The organism is Streptomyces sp. NBC_01465 (genome assembly GCF_036227325.1).
GTDB lineage: Bacteria > Actinomycetota > Actinomycetes > Streptomycetales > Streptomycetaceae > Streptomyces.
The window spans coordinates 3,151,143-3,166,638 of sequence record NZ_CP109467.1 but is presented as its reverse complement, the minus strand read 5'-3'; the positions used below and the strand labels follow the sequence as shown (position 1 = coordinate 3,166,638).

Genomic DNA, 15,496 nt, shown 5'->3' with positions numbered 1-15,496 from the left:
AGTCTCTTTGCCCCGGGCTCTAGCGGATGTTCGGGTCGAAGGTGAAGATCACCAGCGTGCCGAGAAGGATGGTGAACACCGTGGCGGTGTACAGCAGGCCCTTGAGCCACAGGCGCGTGTTGGCGCGCTCCGCGTAGTCGTTGATGACCGTGCGGAGGCCGTTGGCGCCGTGGAGCATGGCGAGCCACAGCATCAGCAGGTCCCAGACCTGCCAGAACGGCGAGGCCCAGCGGCCGGCCACGAAGGCGAAGCCGATCTTGCTCACGCCGCCGTCGAGGACCAGCTGGATCAGCAGGTGGCCCAGGACCAGGACGACCAGGACGACGCCCGACAGACGCATGAAGAGCCATGCGTACATCTCGAAGTTGCCACGGGTGGACTTCGGGGTCTTCTTGGTGCGCGCGCGGGGGGCCTCGATGAGGGGCGCGGGGTTCTCGGCGTCGTAGAGCGAACCGCCCTCGACCGGACCGATGGCCGCGGAAGTGTCAGTCGACATCTCGTTCCTCAGCTCCCGAACAGTTCGCGTACGGCGTGGCCGAGCACGGGGTAGAGCGCCCCGACCATCAGCACGACCCAGATGCCCACGACGGACCAGAGCATCTGCTTCTGGTAGCGCGGGCCCTTGGACCAGAAGTCCACGGCGATGATGCGCAGGCCGTTGAGCGCGTGGAAAAGAATTGCGGCGACGAGGCCGTACTCAAGGAGCGCCACGATGGGCGTCTTGTACGTGGCCACGACCTTGTCGTAGTCCTCGGGGGAGACACGCACGAGAGCGGTGTCCAGGACGTGTACGAACAGGAAGAAGAAGATGAGGACGCCGGTGACTCGATGAGCCACCCAGGACCACATTCCTTCCCGGCCGCGGTACAGCGTTCCAGCCGGCACGGAAGAACCCTCCGGGAGCGGGGATTGGAGCCTGCCGGCGGGATGTCGGTCTGGCCCGGCCGGGTACGGTCCACCGGCCCCGGCCATCGTAGCGACGCTTTGTCGGTTCCTTCGCCCGGGGTCCTCCGGTGTGATCAAACAGGCACGGATGGGCTATCTGTATGGCCCACATGTCCGGCGTCCGACACAAGATGGGCGATTCGCCCCCGGGCGAGGCGGCGCAGCTCGTCGGCGGCGGCCGCGCGCTCCTCGTCGGGTTCGTGCGCGAGGCGTGAGCGGATGCCGGCGAGGAAGTGGTCGAGGTGCTCGGCGGGGCGGACGTGGTCGAGGCAGATCACGAAGGCGTGGCCGAAGCGGCTCTCGTACGCGGCATGGGCGGCCCGCAGCGCGGTGTGGGCGGCGGCGGGCGCGTCGGGGTGGAGGCCGGGGGACGATTCGTCGGCCAGGGCCTCGGCGAGCTCGGCGGGGGAGAGGTCGTAACTTGCCTCGTCGGCCGCGGCGAGCAGGGCGTCGAGATCGGGGTAGGGGCGGTGTGCGGCGACACGCCGGGCCCAGACCCGGCTGCCGCAGCAGGCGAGCAGGGCGGCTTCGGCGGAGCCCTCGGGTACGGAGTTGAAGTGCTCCAGACCCGGTGAGGGGTGACGCTGTGCCGGAACGGCCGCATGGGTGTGGTGAAGTGTCGACGGCCGCACCGTGGGGCCTGCGGGGGACTCGCTGGACAGCGTGGACTCCTCGGACACGACAGGATGACGGCAGAGTGGGCGCAGAGTGGGAAGTGGCGGGTGTGGCGCAACGCTATCGATGCGTGGCGGGAAGCGTCCGACGGATGCGCGAATTTCACCCGGAAGGGAGAGTTTCGGCGCACGTGATGGACGTTTTTGCCGCTCTTTCGTCCTATCTTCACCGTGAATGGGAGGTTTCATGCCGATGAGGCAGGTTCGCAGAAGTTCCGCCCGCGAAGGCGGCCCGGATCGCCGCACCGGCCTGTTTCGTCTGCTGGGGGTCCGGGGGTCGTCCCCCGGGAAGGCACAGTACGGTGCTCTGACCGCGGCGGTGGTGCTGGTCGCCGGTGCGGCGGTGACGGCCGCCGTTCTGGTCTGGCCCGAGGACGACACCTGGGGAGGCCACGGCCCCACCGGCAACGACGACCGGACGCCGTCCTCCGCGACGTACTCCCCGTCCCCCTCGCCGTCCCCTTCTCCCACCCGGTCCTATCCGCTCTCGCGGGCGCCGCGCACGATTCCTTCCGTACGCGAACACGACGCGGCCCGCGGTCCCGGCTGGCAGCCGGCCGCGGGCAGCCGTGTGCTCGTCGCGGCCGGCAGCAAGGGGCTCGCGGACGAAGGGCAGCTCCTGGCCAAGGAGTTGAAGCTTCCTTACGCGTACGGGGCGCAGGCGCAGCCCGGCGACGTGGAGCTGGCGCTCGCGCCGGCGAAGGGGGCGGCCCCCGAGTCGTACACGCTCACCGCCAGCGACCGGCAGGTGAAGATCACCGGGCCCGACGAGGCCGGGGTCTTCTACGGCACCCGTACGCTCAAGCAGTCGCTGAGCGCGGACAAGGTGGTGCCCGAGGGCGTCGTACGCGACCGGCCCGACCGGCCGCAGCGCGGGCTCAACCTGGACATCGCGCGCAAGAACTTCACGGCGCCGTGGATCGAGGCGCGGCTGCGCGAGATGGCCGACCTCAAGCTCAACCAGCTGGGGCTGCACTTCTCCGACGACCAGGGGTTCCGGATCGCTTCGGACTCGCACCCGGAGGCGGTCTCGCGCCAGCACCTCACGAAGCCGCAGGTGCGGTCGATCGTGGCGCTCGCGGAGAAGCTTCACATCGAGGTCGTTCCGGAGATCGACTCGCCCGGACACCTGGGCGCGGTGCTGCGGAACCATCCGGAGCTGGAGCTGCGGAATGCTCAGGGTGTCGTCGCGCGCGGGGCCGTGGACATCTCGAAGCCGCGGGCCGCGCAGATCGTCGATGAGTTGCTGCGGGAGTACGCGGGGCTCTTTCCCGGGACCTACTGGCATCTGGGCGGCGACGAGTACCGCGCGCTGATGGCCGACGATCCGGAGGCCTCGTATCCGCAGTTGGCCGACCTCGCGCACCGGAAGTACGGGGCCGGGGGGAGGATCCAGGACCTTGCGACGGACTGGCTCAATGCGCGGGGCGCGACGCTCAAGCCGTACGGGAAGACGCTGAAGGCCTGGAACGACGGGTACTTCCGGGGCGGGAAGGTGGCCCCCGACCCGAAGCGCGAGGTCGAGTACTGGACGGGCAAGGAGTACGGGGCGCGGCCGCCGCTGGAGTATCTGAAGGAGGGGCGGCAGGTGGTGAACCTCAACGACGAGTACCTGTACTACGTTCTGGGGCAGCCGAACGACTTCCGCTACCCGACCGGGCAGCGCATCTACGAGCAGTGGACGCCGCGGGTACTGCGGGGGACCAGTGCGGTGCCGGCGCGGTACTCGGGGCAGATCCTGGGCGGGCGGTTCGCGGTCTGGTGCGACTTCGCGAACGCGCAGACCCAGGACCAGATCGCCGCGGGGATCCGGATGCCGCTGCGGGCGACCGCGCAGAAGCTCTGGGATCCGCGGCAACCGGCGCTGAATTGGGGACAGTTCGGGGCGCTGGCGAAGCGGCTGGGGTGACCCGGTATCTTCCGCTGGCGGCCACTGAGGGGTGGCCGGACCTGTGGGGGGTTGGCTCGGCATGCTGTGTACGCGTTGTGGGATGCAGACGGCGGTCACCAAGGACGGCTTCTGCGAGGAGTGTGCGGCGCTCGACAGCGACCCACTCGTGCGGATAGCCCCGCCCACGTGGACCGCGCCGCCCGGTTCTCCGCCCCGGCTGAAGTCGCCGGTCGGGCTGTCGTACGCCGTGCTGGCACTTCTCGGCGTGTGGACCGCGGACGACCTCGTCCTGTTCGTCTCGTACCGCCTGGGTTCGGTGGCCGTCCACGACCTCGCCATCATGTTCGGGGGCTTGGTCTGGTTCGCCTGCGCGGTCACCTTCATGGTCTGGTTCCACCGGGTGCGGGTGAACGCCGAGGTCTTCGCACCCTTCGGGCATCGAAAGAGCCGTGGCTGGGCCTACTGGGGCTGGATTGTTCCGGTCGTGAACCTCTGGTACCCGCGACGCATCGCCGTCGACACCTGGGTGGCGAGCACCCAGAGACGGCCGGACGGGTCGGCGCTCCCGGCGTCGTACCGGCTCGTCAATGTCTGGTGGGCCTGCTGGCTGCTGTCTTCGTGCACGGCCTACTACCCCGACACCAAGGTCCAGGACGTGGTGCTGGCCCTGGGCACTGTCGCGGATGTCGCAGCCGCGGTGGCCGCGGGCTGCTTCGTGCGCCAGCTGACGTGCAAGCAGGACGTGCTGGTGCGGTGGGGGCCCATCGCTGCTGCGGCTTGATCGTCAACCGCGTGGACGGGGGCCCGGGGTGCGGCTTACGCTGCGCGCCTTGATCTTTGTGTACCCGTGGGGGGTCCAGTACTTCATGTCCAACACTCCTGCCTTCATACCGCCGGCCGGGCTCAGACCGGTGGTCCCTGTGCTCAAGTCACCCCAGGGGCTCGCGACCGGTGTCACCGTGCTGCTGGCGCTGTGCGCCGTGGCCGATCTCGTCGCGATTGCCTCCCATGCCTACACGTACAGCCTGCTGGGCGATTGGGAGAGCCTCACCCTGGACGAGGCGAGGCGGTCGGACCGCTGGGCGGGGCAGTCCGCCTCGTACCAGTTCACCGCGCTCTTTGTGACAGCCGTCGTCTTCGTCATCTGGTTCCACCGGGTGCGGGTGAACGCAGAGGTCTTCGCCCAGGACAGTCAGACCAAGCGCGCGGGCTGGGCGGTCGGCGGCTGGTTCATCCCGTTCGGTTGCCTGTGGATTCCGCGGCAGATCGCCGGTGAGGTGTGGGACGCCAGCACGCAGGCGGCCCCCGACGGGTCCCGGCGCAAGGTCTCGCAGGCGCCGGTGACGATCTGGTGGACGGCGTGGGTGCTGGCGATGGCCCTTCGTGCGCTTGCCTCGGTGACTGACAGGGCGGAGATCGCCGGTCCGTCCCAGGACTCGGTGGGTGTCCTGCTGGTCGCCGATTCCGTCCACTTCGTGGCGGCCGTCCTCGCCATCCTCTTCGTACGGAAACTGACCCGCATGCAGAACATCAAGGCGACCCAAGGCCCGCGCGCAGCCGCCTAGTTGACGCACAGGTGTGGCATTTGCGGGCGGCGTACGCAGAATGGGGCATGGGGTTCTGGGGGTACTACGTCGTGGGCCGGAGCGACGGGCCGCTCGATGCGCTCGGTGCGCTGGCCGACGTGCGCGACGGGCTCGCGCTGCACGAGGAGCGCGACGGCGGGTGGCAGGTGTGGCGGCGGCCCAGTGAGCCCGAGGTCGGGGACATGGGGGCGCTCGCGCGCGGGGTCGCCAAGGAGACCGGGCTGCCGGCGCTCTTCGCCTTTGTGATGGGCGGGGAGTGCGTGGTCGTCGAGGCCGCCGCGCCCGTCGGCGGGTCGTGGTTCGCGTGTCTGGGGCGTGAGGCGATGGCCCGGTATCTGGGGGCCGACGGGCTGGTGTTGGAGGACCTGTTCCTGGGGGCGCGCGAGGCCACCGCGCGGGCTGTGGAGTGGGCCGGTGAGGCCGGGCTCGTCGCGCAGGAGAGGGCGCTCGCCGACGTACTGCATGCGCAACAGGGGCCGTCGGCCGAGGAGTTGCTCGACCGGTTCCTGGACCGGCTTGGGCTTGCCAGGCTTTGACGGTACGGGGCCTCGCCAACCGCGGGGTCAGGCGGAAGGATGGCGGGGGACCAGGGGGGTCCTCATGGATGTAACGCCACCCGACCCACGCCGCTGGTGGGGGCTTGTCGTCATCGGTGTCGCGCAGCTGATGGTCGTCCTCGACATGACCATCGTGAACATCGCACTCCCGTCCGCCCAGGCCGACTTGGGCATGTCCGACGGCAACCGGCAGTGGGTCATCACCGCGTACACGCTCGCCTTCGGCGGACTGCTGCTGCTCGGCGGGCGCATCGCCGACCTGGTGGGGCGCAAACGCACCTTCATCATCGGGCTCATCGGCTTCGCCGCCGTGTCCGGGCTCGGGGGCGCCGCCCAGAGTCCGGGGCTGCTCTTCGCCGCGCGCGCCCTTCAGGGTGTCTTCGCAGCCCTGCTCGCGCCGTCGGCGCTGTCGCTGCTGACCACGACGTTCTCCGACCCCAAGGAGCGCGGGAAGGCCTTCGGGGTCTTCGGGGCGATCGCGGGCGGCGGGGCGGCGATCGGGCTGATCCTGGGCGGGGTGCTGACCTCGTATCTGAACTGGCGCTGGTGCCTGTACGTCAACATCCCGATCGCCGCCCTCGCGGTCGCCGGGGCCGTCGTCCTGCTGCACGACCAGACGCGTCACCCGGAGGCGCACCTGGATGTGCCGGGCGCGATCCTCGGCTCGGGCGGGCTGCTCGCGATCGTCTACGGATTCAGCGAGGCGGAGTCCCGGGGTTGGGCGGACGCGCGCGTACTGACCTGTCTGGGCGCGGGAGTTGTGCTGCTCGTGGTCTTCGCGTACTGGCAGAGCAGGGCGCGGGTGCCGCTGCTACCGCTGCATGTGGTGCGCGACCGGCAGCGGGCCGGGGCGATGCTGACGATGATGATGGCCACCATCGGGATGTTCGGGATGTTCCTGTTCCTGACGTACTACCTGCAGCGCGTGCAGGGGTACTCGCCGGTGCGCACCGGGCTCTCGTACCTCCCGCTCACCGCCGCGATGATCACGGGGTCGACGCAGATCGCGGCCCGGCTGCTGGGGCGGGTCAGCCCGCGGGCGCTGCTGGTGCCGGGGATGGTGACCGCGGCGTGCGGGCTGCTGTGGATGGCGCGGCTCGATGTGCGGCCGCAGTACCTCAGCCATGTCCTGCCGGGGATCGTCCTGCTGGGTCTGGGGATGGGCGTGGTGTTCATGACGACGATCTCGACGGCGACGGCGGGGGTGGCGCCGCAGGACGCGGGCGCGGCGTCGGCCTCGCTCAACACGGCCCAGCAGGTGGGTGGTTCGATCGGTACGGCGCTCCTCAACACGATCGCGGCGAGCGTGACGGCACGCTATCTGCTCCATCGGCCCGGCCCTCGTACGAAGCCTCTGATCGACGAGGCGTCGGTGCACGGATTCAATGTGGCGAGCTACTGGGCGGTGGCCGTCGTGCTGCTCGGGGCGTTGATCGCGGCGGTCGTGGTCAACGCGCCGGCGTCGGCGGTACGGGCGATGGGTGCGCCGGTCGATCCGCCCGCCGAGCGCGACGCGGTGGAGCTCAAGAAGGGGTAGGCGTACGGCAGTTCAGGCTGCGATGCCCAAATCCCTGTTCGCCCGGCGGGTGAAGTCACGTACCAGCGGCTCCCGTTGCCAAGGGGTCAGGGCCGTCGTGAACTCCGTGACGTAGTCCTTCGCCCGGCTGGACCGGACCCGGGCCAGGATGTCCACCGAGCGGTTGCCCAGTGCCAGGCCCTGGTCCAGGTCCCCGGACTGGAGGTGCGCCGTGCCCACGATCGCCAGCCTCATGCCGACCGAGCGCGTGAACACCCCTGTGGGCATGGCCGTTGCGCGCTGGTTCCAGGCCAGGGCCGCCTTCGGGTTCTTCAGGTCGCGGAAGATCTCGGCTGCGTCCGCGGAGAGGCGGGCGTGGTGGAAGAAGTCGATCCAGGACGGTTCCTCCCTGCTGTCCTCCGCCGCTCTGCCGAGCAGCGTCTCCGACTCCGCGAGCGCGCGCGACGAGGACTTCGCGTCGCCCTCTCGGGCGTGTGCGCGGGCCTCGATGAGCTTGGTGAACGCCAGGACGCGCGGCGCCGCGTCGCGCCCCGCCCGCGCGTAGGCGCCCTGCGCCATGTCGACGGCCTCGCTCGCGAATCCGCGCAGGAGCGACTGCATGGCCATCGTGGTCAGTACGTAGCAGCCCAGCTGGACGTCCCCGCCCGCGCGCGCCAGCCGCAGCGCCTGGATGAAGTGGCGCTGCGCCGCCTCGTGACGGCCGACGTCGAACGCCGTCCACCCGGCCAGCCGCGACAGCTCCGCCGTCACGGAGTACAGCTCGCGGCCCACCCCGTCGGAGAACGAGCCCTGGAGGAGTGGAGCCGCCCGCTCCTGCAGGCACGTGGTGACCGAGTTCGCCCGCCAACTCCCGCCGCCGTACTTGGAGTCCCAGCGCCTGGCGTCGTCCGCGGCCGCGCGCAGTTCGTCGAGGTCACTGCGGCCCACCCGGCGGCCGCCCGCATGGTCGGCCGTCTCGTCGGCGGGTGTGACCAGCCAGCGCGTGACGGGTGTCGCGAACGCGGACACGGCGAAGCCGGAGACGCCTGTGGTGAGGAAGTCGCGGCGGTTCACGGTGCTCCAGAACGAGGTGGCGACGCGTACGGCGTCGGCGGGATCCCTGGGGAAATCCAGCCCCGCGTCGGCGTCCGGGGTCCCGGCGGCCTCGCCCATACCGATCTCGGCGAGCCCGACGGGCCGTCCCAGTCTCTCGCCGATGGCCTGCGCGAGCAGCTCGGGGACCGGCCATCTCGGGACCATGCCGCGCCGGCACCAGTTGGCGAGGGAGGTGTGCGAGTAGCCCGTCTCCGTTCCCGACTGGCGGGCGAGCTGGTTGATGCGCAGGGCCAGGGACTTGCGGCTCGCGCCGCAGTGCTCGATGAGCCGGGCCAGCTGGGTGTTGGGCGGACGGGTACGGCGGGCGGTCGATGCCACGGTGTCCTCCCCTCTGTTGGCAGTTGGCTGTTGGCGAAGCCACCGAGGGTAGGCCCTTGTGCTGTCCGGTGGGCCGTGTGCGCGAGGCGTGAGCCCCCTTGCGAGCCCTCCCGGACGTGCGGTCGGAGCCGCTGTGATGAAGATCCACCCGAAGGAAGGACGCTCGTGAAGCTCACTGTCATCGGTTGCGGTTACCTCGGCGCGACCCACGCCGCGTGCATGGCCGAACTCGGCCACGAAGTGCTCGGAGTCGACGCCGACCCGGACAAGGTCGCCGTCCTCAACTCGGGCAGAGCACCCTTCTTCGAGCACGGTCTGGACGAGCTGCTGGCCCGGCACACCGCGTCGGGGCGTCTGCGGTTCACCGGCTCCGTCGCCGAGGCGGCCGCCTTCGGAGACCTCCACTTCGTCGGCGTAGGGACTCCGCAGCGGGCGGGGGAGCAGGCGTACGACCTCACGCATCTGTTCACCGCTGTCCGCCAACTCGCCTCCCACGTACGGGGAAAGGCCGTGGTCGCGGTCAAGTCCACCGTCCCGGTCGGGACCGCGGCGCGGCTGGCGGAGACGCTCGGCGAGGGGGTCGAGCTCGCGTGGAATCCGGAGTTCCTGCGGGAGTCGAACGCCGTCGAGGACTCCCTGCGCCCCGACCGACTCGTCCTCGGCTTCGGCTCCGGGGGCTCGCGGGCAGAGACCGTCCTGCGGCAGTGCTACGCGAAGATCATCGACGCCGGGACGCCCACGATCGTCACCGACTGGGCCACCGCCGAACTGGCCAAGTCCGCCGCCAACGCCTTCCTCGCCACGAAGATCTCCTTCATCAACGCGATGGCGGAGATCTGTGAGGCGTCGGGCGCCGACGTCCGGCAGCTCGCCGACGTCCTGGGCCACGACGCCCGGATCGGCCACCGCGGCATGGCACCCGGTCTCGGCTACGGCGGCGGCTGCCTCCCCAAGGACCTCCGCGGCTTCAGGGCCCGGGCGGACGAACTCGGCGCGGACCGGGCGGTGGCGCTGCTGGGGGAGGTCGACGCGGTCAATCAGGCGCGGCGGGAGCGGGTCGTCTCTCTCGTACGGGAGGAGTGCGGCGGGTCGCTCGAAGGGCGGCGGATCACGGTGTGGGGCGCGGCGTTCAAGCCGGACACGGACGACATCCGGGATGCGCCCGCGCTGGCTGTGGCGCGGCGGCTGCACGAGCTGGGCGCCACGGTCACGGTGACGGACCCGCAGGCGCTCGACAAGGCCCGCAAGGCTCACCCTCAACTGGTCTGTGTGGACAGCCCTGTTGAGGCGGCGGAGGGTGCGGATGTGCTGCTGCATCTGACCGAGTGGCCGGAGTACGGGCGCATCGACCCGCGCGTGGTGCGCGAGCGGGTCGGGCGGGCCTGCGTCGTCGACGGGCGGGGCACGCTGGACGCGGGGCGGTGGCGGGAGGCCGGCTGGACGGTCCGGGGGCTGGGCCGACGGTGAACTGTTACTGGTCGTCTGCCGTCTGTGCGTACGGATGCAGGGCGCCGGTGTCGATGACCCAGTCCCCGACCTGGATCTTGTCCCCGAACCGGTAATGGACCTTGTTCTCGTACTCCCCGGCCTTGGGCTCCCAGAGGTGGAGGCAGGTCGAGTCGCGCGGGTCGACGATCACGTAGTGGGGGATGCCCATCACGGGGTAGTCGCGGACCTTGTCCACGTAGTCGTTCTCGGGGTTGGAGGGGGAGACGACCTCGACGACCAGGGCCACGGCTTCGGCGGCGATCGCTCCCGAGGTCTTCATGGCGGCCTCTTCGACGACGATCACGTCCGGGCGGCGCATCTTCTGGGCCAAGGGGTGTTCGATATCGCCGGTGTAGGCGAAGAGGCCCTCGGCCACCTGGTCCGAGAGCTGCCGAGTGATGCGCCCGGCGTTGAGGTCATGCGCGCCCGACGGGCTCATCATCATGACGATCTGGCCGTTGCTGATCTCGACATGAGGGCTGAACGGCGCAGGCGGTTCGAAGTGCTCGGCGAAGTCCTGCAAGTGCTGGAAGATCGTCTGCTCGGTCACATACCCCAGCGTAGGGGACCGTGGGAACTCCGCTGGGCAAAATGTGACGACCGGGGCCGCCACCCCCCACAGGAGAGGCCCCGGTCGTCTCACACCGTTCAGCGTCAAGAGTGCGTTTTCTGTCACACCCCGCTCTGTCAGTGACTTGTCGCGGATTGTTGCAAGTTGTACAAGTCATGGACTTGGGGCGGTCCGGCGTCGTAGCGTGACCATTCGAATGCGCGCAGGGCAGCGCGGAAGTGAAGCAGGACAGGTAGAGGTAGTGCTGGGGGACGACGCGGAGCTGACCGCCGCGGTGCTCGCGGCGCAGGGCGGGGGCGAGGACGCTTTCCGGACTGTGTACCGCGCTGTGCACCCGCGGCTGCTCGGGTACGTCCGGACGCTGGTCGGCGAGGCCGATGCGGAGGACGTGACCTCCGAGGCCTGGCTGCAGATAGCGCGCGACCTCCAGCGGTTCAGCGGGGACGCGGACCGGTTCAGGGGATGGGCCGCGCGGATAGCCCGTAATCGCGCGCTCGACCACATACGGATGCGGGGCCGGCGCCCGGCCATAGGAGGCGACGAGTCCGAGCTCGCCGCCGAGCCGGGGGAGTCGGACACCGCGAGCGAGGCGCTGGAGGCGCTGGGCACCGGGCGGACCATGCGGTTGATAGCGCAGCTCCCGCAGGACCAGGCCGAGGCCGTCGTGCTGAGGGTGGTCGTCGGGCTCGACGCGAAGAGCGCGGCGCAGACGCTGGGGAAGCGTCCCGGAGCCGTACGGACCGCCGCGCACCGGGGGCTCAAGAGGCTCGCCGAACTGCTCGGGGCCGAGGGCCCCGACCCCCGTGAACTCGATGCCGTACCTGCGCAGCGGACCCCGCGCCGGGATGCGGTGGCGTCCGGCGGTGTGACGCATTCACGCGCTTGGACGCAGAAGGACATGTGATGGCCGACGAGCAGTACGAGTGGCTTGACAAGGACGCGGCGGAACGGATGCTCCGCGGTGAACCGGTCGGGCCCGTCGACGATCACGCCCGCGCACAGGCCGCGCGGCTGCGCGCCGCGCTGGGCGACGTGTCGGCGCAGCACGGTGTGAGCAGCTGGGACGCAGGCCGAATGCCGGGCGAGGAAGCCGCGCTGGCCGCCTTCAGGGACAGTGCCGGCGACCGGGCCGTACGCATCGGGCGCGATGCGGCCGGAGTACGCCCTGTGCGCTGGGCCAGGCCCGTGCGCTTCGGGGTCGCGCTCGCCGTCGCCGGATGCGCGCTCGGGGGCGTGGCCGTCGCCGCGGGTACGGGCGCGCTGCCGCTGCCCTTCCGGGGCGACGACCCGATGCCCGCCTCCTCGGTGTCCGCCGCCGCGACGCCGGGGCCCATCGCCTCGGAGTCGCCCATGGGCGGGAACGAGGCACCCTCGCCCTCGGCTCCTCCGGAGACGCACACCCCCAAATCCCCGGCCGCCCCGAAGACGGACGAGGCCGCGCCCGGCCGCACCCGGGTGCCGACGCCCGACGCCACCGGGCGGAGCGGCGGCACGGACGGGAACAAGGTCTACGGCAAGGACGGCGACGGCAAGGGCACCGCTTGGTACCGCACGGCGGTGGCGGCCTGCCGTGACTACCGGTCCGGGCGGCTCGACCCCGTGCGCCGGCACCGGCTCGCGTCGATGGCCGACGGTGCGCGGAAGGTCGCGAGGTTCTGCGACCGGATCCTGGGCGCGAGCGGGGACGGCAAGAGCGACGGGAAGAACGACACCGGCGACGGGACCGGCAGCGGCGACGGGGACGGCGAAGGGCGCGGGATAACCCCTCAAGCGCCGCCCGTCTCCTTCGTACCGGAGCCGTCTCCCACCCCTGTGACCAGTGCTTCTTCCGCCTCCGCGGCCCCTTCGCCGAGCCCGTCGGGACTGACCGACCAGTAGGTGTGACACTTTTCGGCTCCGTGACGCAGTACTGAGTGAGCCGACTGGTCATCGGCCGCGCGTGAGCCGGGGTTCCCCCCGTACCTACGGCTCCGCGCAACAGGCGCGGGTGGGTTACGTTCCCCCGATAACCCACCCGCGCTGTATTTTGCGCCTAAACCGGCGCCGCTCTCGCGGACCAAATTGCTCGCCGTTGGGGTTGCTCAATTGATGGTTGCTGAGTCCCTCACCAATAGACGACCACCTTGTCGCCTACGCGTACTTGGTCGAACAGGGCGCTGATCTTGGCCCGGTCCCTGACGTTCACGCAGCCGTGCGAGGCGCCGTTGTAGCCGCGGGCCGCGAAGTCCGCCGAGTAGTGGACCGCCTGGCCTCCGCTGAAGAACATCGCGAACGGCATGGCCGTGTGGTAGATCGTCGAGACGTGGTCGCGGCTCTTGAAGTCCACGCTGAACGTGCCCTCGCGGGTCGGCGTGTACTGCGAGCCGAAGCGCACGTCCATCGTCGAGAGCACCTTGCCGTCGTTCACCCAGGACAGGGTGCGGCTGGTCTTGCTGATGCAGATCACCCGGCCGTGCAGACAGCGCGCGTCGAGCTTGCCCGCCGGTCGGCCCGCGACGGTCCCGTTCAGCTCGTCCGCCGTCGGCTTGTGGGTCATCCCGAGGAGCTTCTGCCAGGTCACGGTGTCCGTCGTCCCCGTGACGGCAAGCCCCCGCTTGCCCTGGAAGCCCTTGACGGCGGCCGCTGTCACAGTCCCGTACGTCCCCGTCGGGACGCCGTCGAACCAGGCGATCTGCCGCAGCCTGGCCTGCAGTTCACGGACCTGCGCGCCCTTGGCCCCGACCGCCATGACCACCTTGGGTGCGGGGGTGGGGGTGGTCTTCGTCGGAGTGGGTGTCGGTGTGGCCTTCGGAGTGGCGGACGCCGTCTTGCCCGGGGTGGCCGTCGGTGTGCTGCTCCCCGACTCCACCGCCGAGGGCTTCGCCTCCGGCGTGCCCGTCGTCGCCGCCTGTGCCGTACAGCCCGCCGCCAGGGCGACGACCGCTGCCGCCGCCAGTCCTCTGCGTATCCGGATCCTCTTCATCTGAGCCCCCTGCTGTCCCCTGTAGCCCCGTGATGTTCTTTGTGTCCCCAGGGACTGATTCCCCTTGCGCGCGGTTGCGAAAGCCAGGACACGATTCGGGTAAGGAGTCCCTGTGAGGAAGCTCCCAGCGCGCGGCTCTCCATCCGTCGCACGCCCGCCGCTACAGTCCGTCGCGAGGGCCGGGGGCTACCGTTCAGTAACTCCAGTGGGAGAGGCACAGCAGATGGCGCGCGAGACAGAGTCGGGACTGCCGATCGAGCCGGTGTACGGACCGGAGGCCCTGGACGGCTGGGACCCGGCGGAGAAGCTGGGCGAGCCCGGCGCGTACCCCTTCACCCGGGGCGTCTACCCCTCGATGTACACCGGCCGCCCCTGGACGATGCGCCAGTACGCCGGATTCGGTACGGCCACCGAGTCCAACGCCCGCTACCAGCAGCTCATCGCCAACGGCACCATGGGTCTGTCCGTCGCCTTCGACCTGCCGACCCAGATGGGGCACGACAGCGACGCGGCGATCGCGAGCGGCGAGGTCGGCAAGGTCGGCGTCGCCATCGACTCGGTCGACGACATGCGCGTCCTCTTCGGCGGGATCCCGCTCGACAAGGTCTCGACGTCGATGACGATCAACGCGCCCGCCGCTCTCCTGCTGCTGATGTACCAACTGGTCGGCGAGGAGCAGGGCGTCCCGGCCGACAAGCTCACCGGCACGATCCAGAACGACGTGCTGAAGGAGTACATCGCGCGCGGCACGTACATCTTCCCGCCCAAGCCCTCGCTGCGGCTGATCGCGGACATCTTCAAGTACTGCAAGGCCGAGATCCCCAAGTGGAACACCATCTCGATCTCCGGGTACCACATGGCCGAGGCGGGGGCCTCGCCCGCGCAGGAGATCGCCTTCACGCTCGCCGACGGCATCGAGTACGTGCGGACGGCGGTCGCGGCCGGCATGGACGTCGACGACTTCGCGCCGCGGCTCTCCTTCTTCTTCGTCTCGCGTACGACGATCCTGGAGGAGGTCGCCAAGTTCCGTGCGGCGCGCAGGATTTGGGCGCGCGTGATGCGCGAGGAGTTCGGCGCGAAGAACCCCAAGTCGCTGATGCTGCGCTTCCACACGCAGACCGCGGGCGTCCAGCTCACCGCCCAGCAGCCCGAGGTGAACCTGGTGCGCGTCGCGGTGCAGGGCCTGGCTGCGGTCCTCGGCGGCACGCAGTCGCTCCACACGAACTCCTTCGACGAGGCCATCGCACTGCCGACGGACAAGTCGGCCCGCCTGGCGCTGCGGACGCAGCAGGTCCTCGCGTACGAGACCGATGTGACGGCGACCGTCGACCCCTTCGCGGGTTCGTACGTCGTCGAGAAGATGACCGACGAGGTGGAGGCGGCCGCGGTCGCGCTGATGGAGCGGGTCGAGGACATGGGCGGCGCGGTCAACGCGATCGAGCGCGGCTTCCAGAAGTCGGAGATCGAGCGCAGCGCGTACCGCATCGCGCAGGAGACGGACGCGGGCGAGCGGGTCGTGGTCGGCGTCAACCGCTTCCAGCTCGACGCGGAGGAGCCGTACGAACCGCTGCGCGTCGACCCCGCGATCGAGGCCCAGCAGGCGGACCGGCTGGCGAAACTCCGCGCGGACCGCGACCAGTCGGCGGTGGACGCTGCGCTGTCCGCGCTGCGGAAGGCGGCGGAGGGCACGGAGAACGTGCTCTATCCGATGAAGGACGCGCTGCGGGCGCGGGCGACCGTGGGCGAGGTGTGCAACGCGCTGCGGGAGATCTGGGGGACGTACGTCCCGACGGACGCTTTCTGAGGAACATGGGCGGGCGGTAGCCGTTTGAATACTCTGCGTGTGCGCAGAATGGTGCGTGAACAGCACAT

General features: G+C 70.2%; 15 protein-coding genes. 9 read left to right on the top strand and 6 right to left on the bottom strand.

The annotated features are described in order from the left end of the window. Positions 1 to 19: 19 nt before the first annotated feature. From OG707_RS14755 to OG707_RS14745, 3 genes are all read right to left on the bottom strand, one after another. Positions 20 to 496 carry a succinate dehydrogenase hydrophobic membrane anchor subunit gene (locus OG707_RS14755; protein WP_329118264.1) on the bottom strand — a complete coding sequence of 159 codons (477 nt, stop codon included), beginning with the start codon at positions 494 to 496 and terminating at the stop codon, positions 20 to 22. A gap of 8 nt (positions 497 to 504) precedes the next feature. Beyond that, complete coding sequence (gene sdhC, locus OG707_RS14750) at positions 505 to 885, bottom strand: succinate dehydrogenase, cytochrome b556 subunit (protein ID WP_329118262.1); 381 nt, start codon at positions 883 to 885, stop codon at positions 505 to 507. Between the two features lie 134 nt (positions 886 to 1,019). Further along, on the bottom strand, positions 1,020 to 1,625 hold the full coding sequence (locus OG707_RS14745; RefSeq protein ID WP_443071332.1) for a 2-oxo-4-hydroxy-4-carboxy-5-ureidoimidazoline decarboxylase: 606 nt from the start codon (positions 1,623 to 1,625) through the stop codon (positions 1,020 to 1,022). Between the two features lie 181 nt (positions 1,626 to 1,806). Here OG707_RS14745 and OG707_RS14740 point away from each other — a divergent pair, with 181 nt between their 5' ends. From OG707_RS14740 to OG707_RS14720, 5 genes are all read left to right on the top strand, one after another. After that, the gene (locus tag OG707_RS14740) at positions 1,807 to 3,528 is read left to right on the top strand and encodes a beta-N-acetylhexosaminidase (protein WP_329118260.1); all 1,722 of its coding nucleotides are present in this window, start codon (positions 1,807 to 1,809) and stop codon (positions 3,526 to 3,528) included. A gap of 82 nt (positions 3,529 to 3,610) precedes the next feature. After that, a complete protein-coding gene (locus OG707_RS14735) occupies positions 3,611 to 4,291 on the top strand; it encodes a DUF4328 domain-containing protein (protein WP_329118257.1) in 681 nt (226 codons plus the stop codon). 85 nt (positions 4,292 to 4,376) lie between these two features. Continuing rightward, positions 4,377 to 5,075, top strand: a complete 699-nt coding sequence (locus OG707_RS14730; protein WP_329118256.1) for a DUF4328 domain-containing protein — start codon at positions 4,377 to 4,379, stop codon at positions 5,073 to 5,075. 47 nt (positions 5,076 to 5,122) lie between these two features. Further along, a complete protein-coding gene (locus tag OG707_RS14725; RefSeq protein ID WP_329118254.1) occupies positions 5,123 to 5,632 on the top strand; it encodes a hypothetical protein in 510 nt (169 codons plus the stop codon). A 64-nt stretch (positions 5,633 to 5,696) separates the two neighbouring features. Continuing rightward, entirely contained in the window at positions 5,697 to 7,190 is a 1,494-nt protein-coding gene (locus OG707_RS14720; protein ID WP_329118252.1) for an MFS transporter, read from the top strand. Between the two features lie 12 nt (positions 7,191 to 7,202). Here the strand turns inward: OG707_RS14720 and OG707_RS14715 are convergent, their stop codons facing one another. Then, positions 7,203 to 8,603, bottom strand: coding sequence for a sporulation protein (locus tag OG707_RS14715; protein WP_329118250.1), 1,401 nt, complete (start codon positions 8,601 to 8,603; stop codon positions 7,203 to 7,205). Between the two features lie 165 nt (positions 8,604 to 8,768). On the opposite strand from OG707_RS14715, the gene OG707_RS14710 reads away from it, so the two are divergent. Next, on the top strand, positions 8,769 to 10,070 hold the full coding sequence (locus OG707_RS14710) for a UDP-glucose dehydrogenase family protein (RefSeq protein WP_329118248.1): 1,302 nt from the start codon (positions 8,769 to 8,771) through the stop codon (positions 10,068 to 10,070). Between the two features lie 4 nt (positions 10,071 to 10,074). Here OG707_RS14710 and OG707_RS14705 read toward each other — a convergent pair whose 3' ends face one another. Further along, positions 10,075 to 10,641: a Uma2 family endonuclease gene (locus OG707_RS14705; protein ID WP_329118246.1), complete on the bottom strand. Its 567-nt coding sequence runs from the start codon at positions 10,639 to 10,641 to the stop codon at positions 10,075 to 10,077. A gap of 262 nt (positions 10,642 to 10,903) precedes the next feature. On the opposite strand from OG707_RS14705, the gene OG707_RS14700 reads away from it, so the two are divergent. Together OG707_RS14700 and OG707_RS14695 are read left to right on the top strand one after the other, a co-directional pair. Continuing rightward, the gene (locus tag OG707_RS14700; RefSeq protein WP_329118245.1) at positions 10,904 to 11,566 is read left to right on the top strand and encodes an RNA polymerase sigma factor; all 663 of its coding nucleotides are present in this window, start codon (positions 10,904 to 10,906) and stop codon (positions 11,564 to 11,566) included. Continuing rightward, positions 11,566 to 12,540 (top strand): hypothetical protein, encoded by a 975-nt coding sequence (locus tag OG707_RS14695; RefSeq protein WP_329118242.1) that lies wholly within the window; start codon positions 11,566 to 11,568, stop codon positions 12,538 to 12,540. Before OG707_RS14700 ends, OG707_RS14695 begins: the two co-directional genes overlap by 1 nt. 226 nt (positions 12,541 to 12,766) lie before the next feature. On the opposite strand, the gene OG707_RS14690 is transcribed toward OG707_RS14695, so the two are convergent. Continuing rightward, the gene (locus OG707_RS14690; RefSeq protein ID WP_329118241.1) at positions 12,767 to 13,624 is read right to left on the bottom strand and encodes a L,D-transpeptidase family protein; all 858 of its coding nucleotides are present in this window, start codon (positions 13,622 to 13,624) and stop codon (positions 12,767 to 12,769) included. A 223-nt stretch (positions 13,625 to 13,847) separates the two neighbouring features. Here OG707_RS14690 and OG707_RS14685 point away from each other — a divergent pair, with 223 nt between their 5' ends. Beyond that, positions 13,848 to 15,428: an acyl-CoA mutase large subunit family protein gene (locus tag OG707_RS14685; protein WP_329118240.1), complete on the top strand. Its 1,581-nt coding sequence runs from the start codon at positions 13,848 to 13,850 to the stop codon at positions 15,426 to 15,428. Positions 15,429 to 15,496 lie beyond the last annotated feature (68 nt).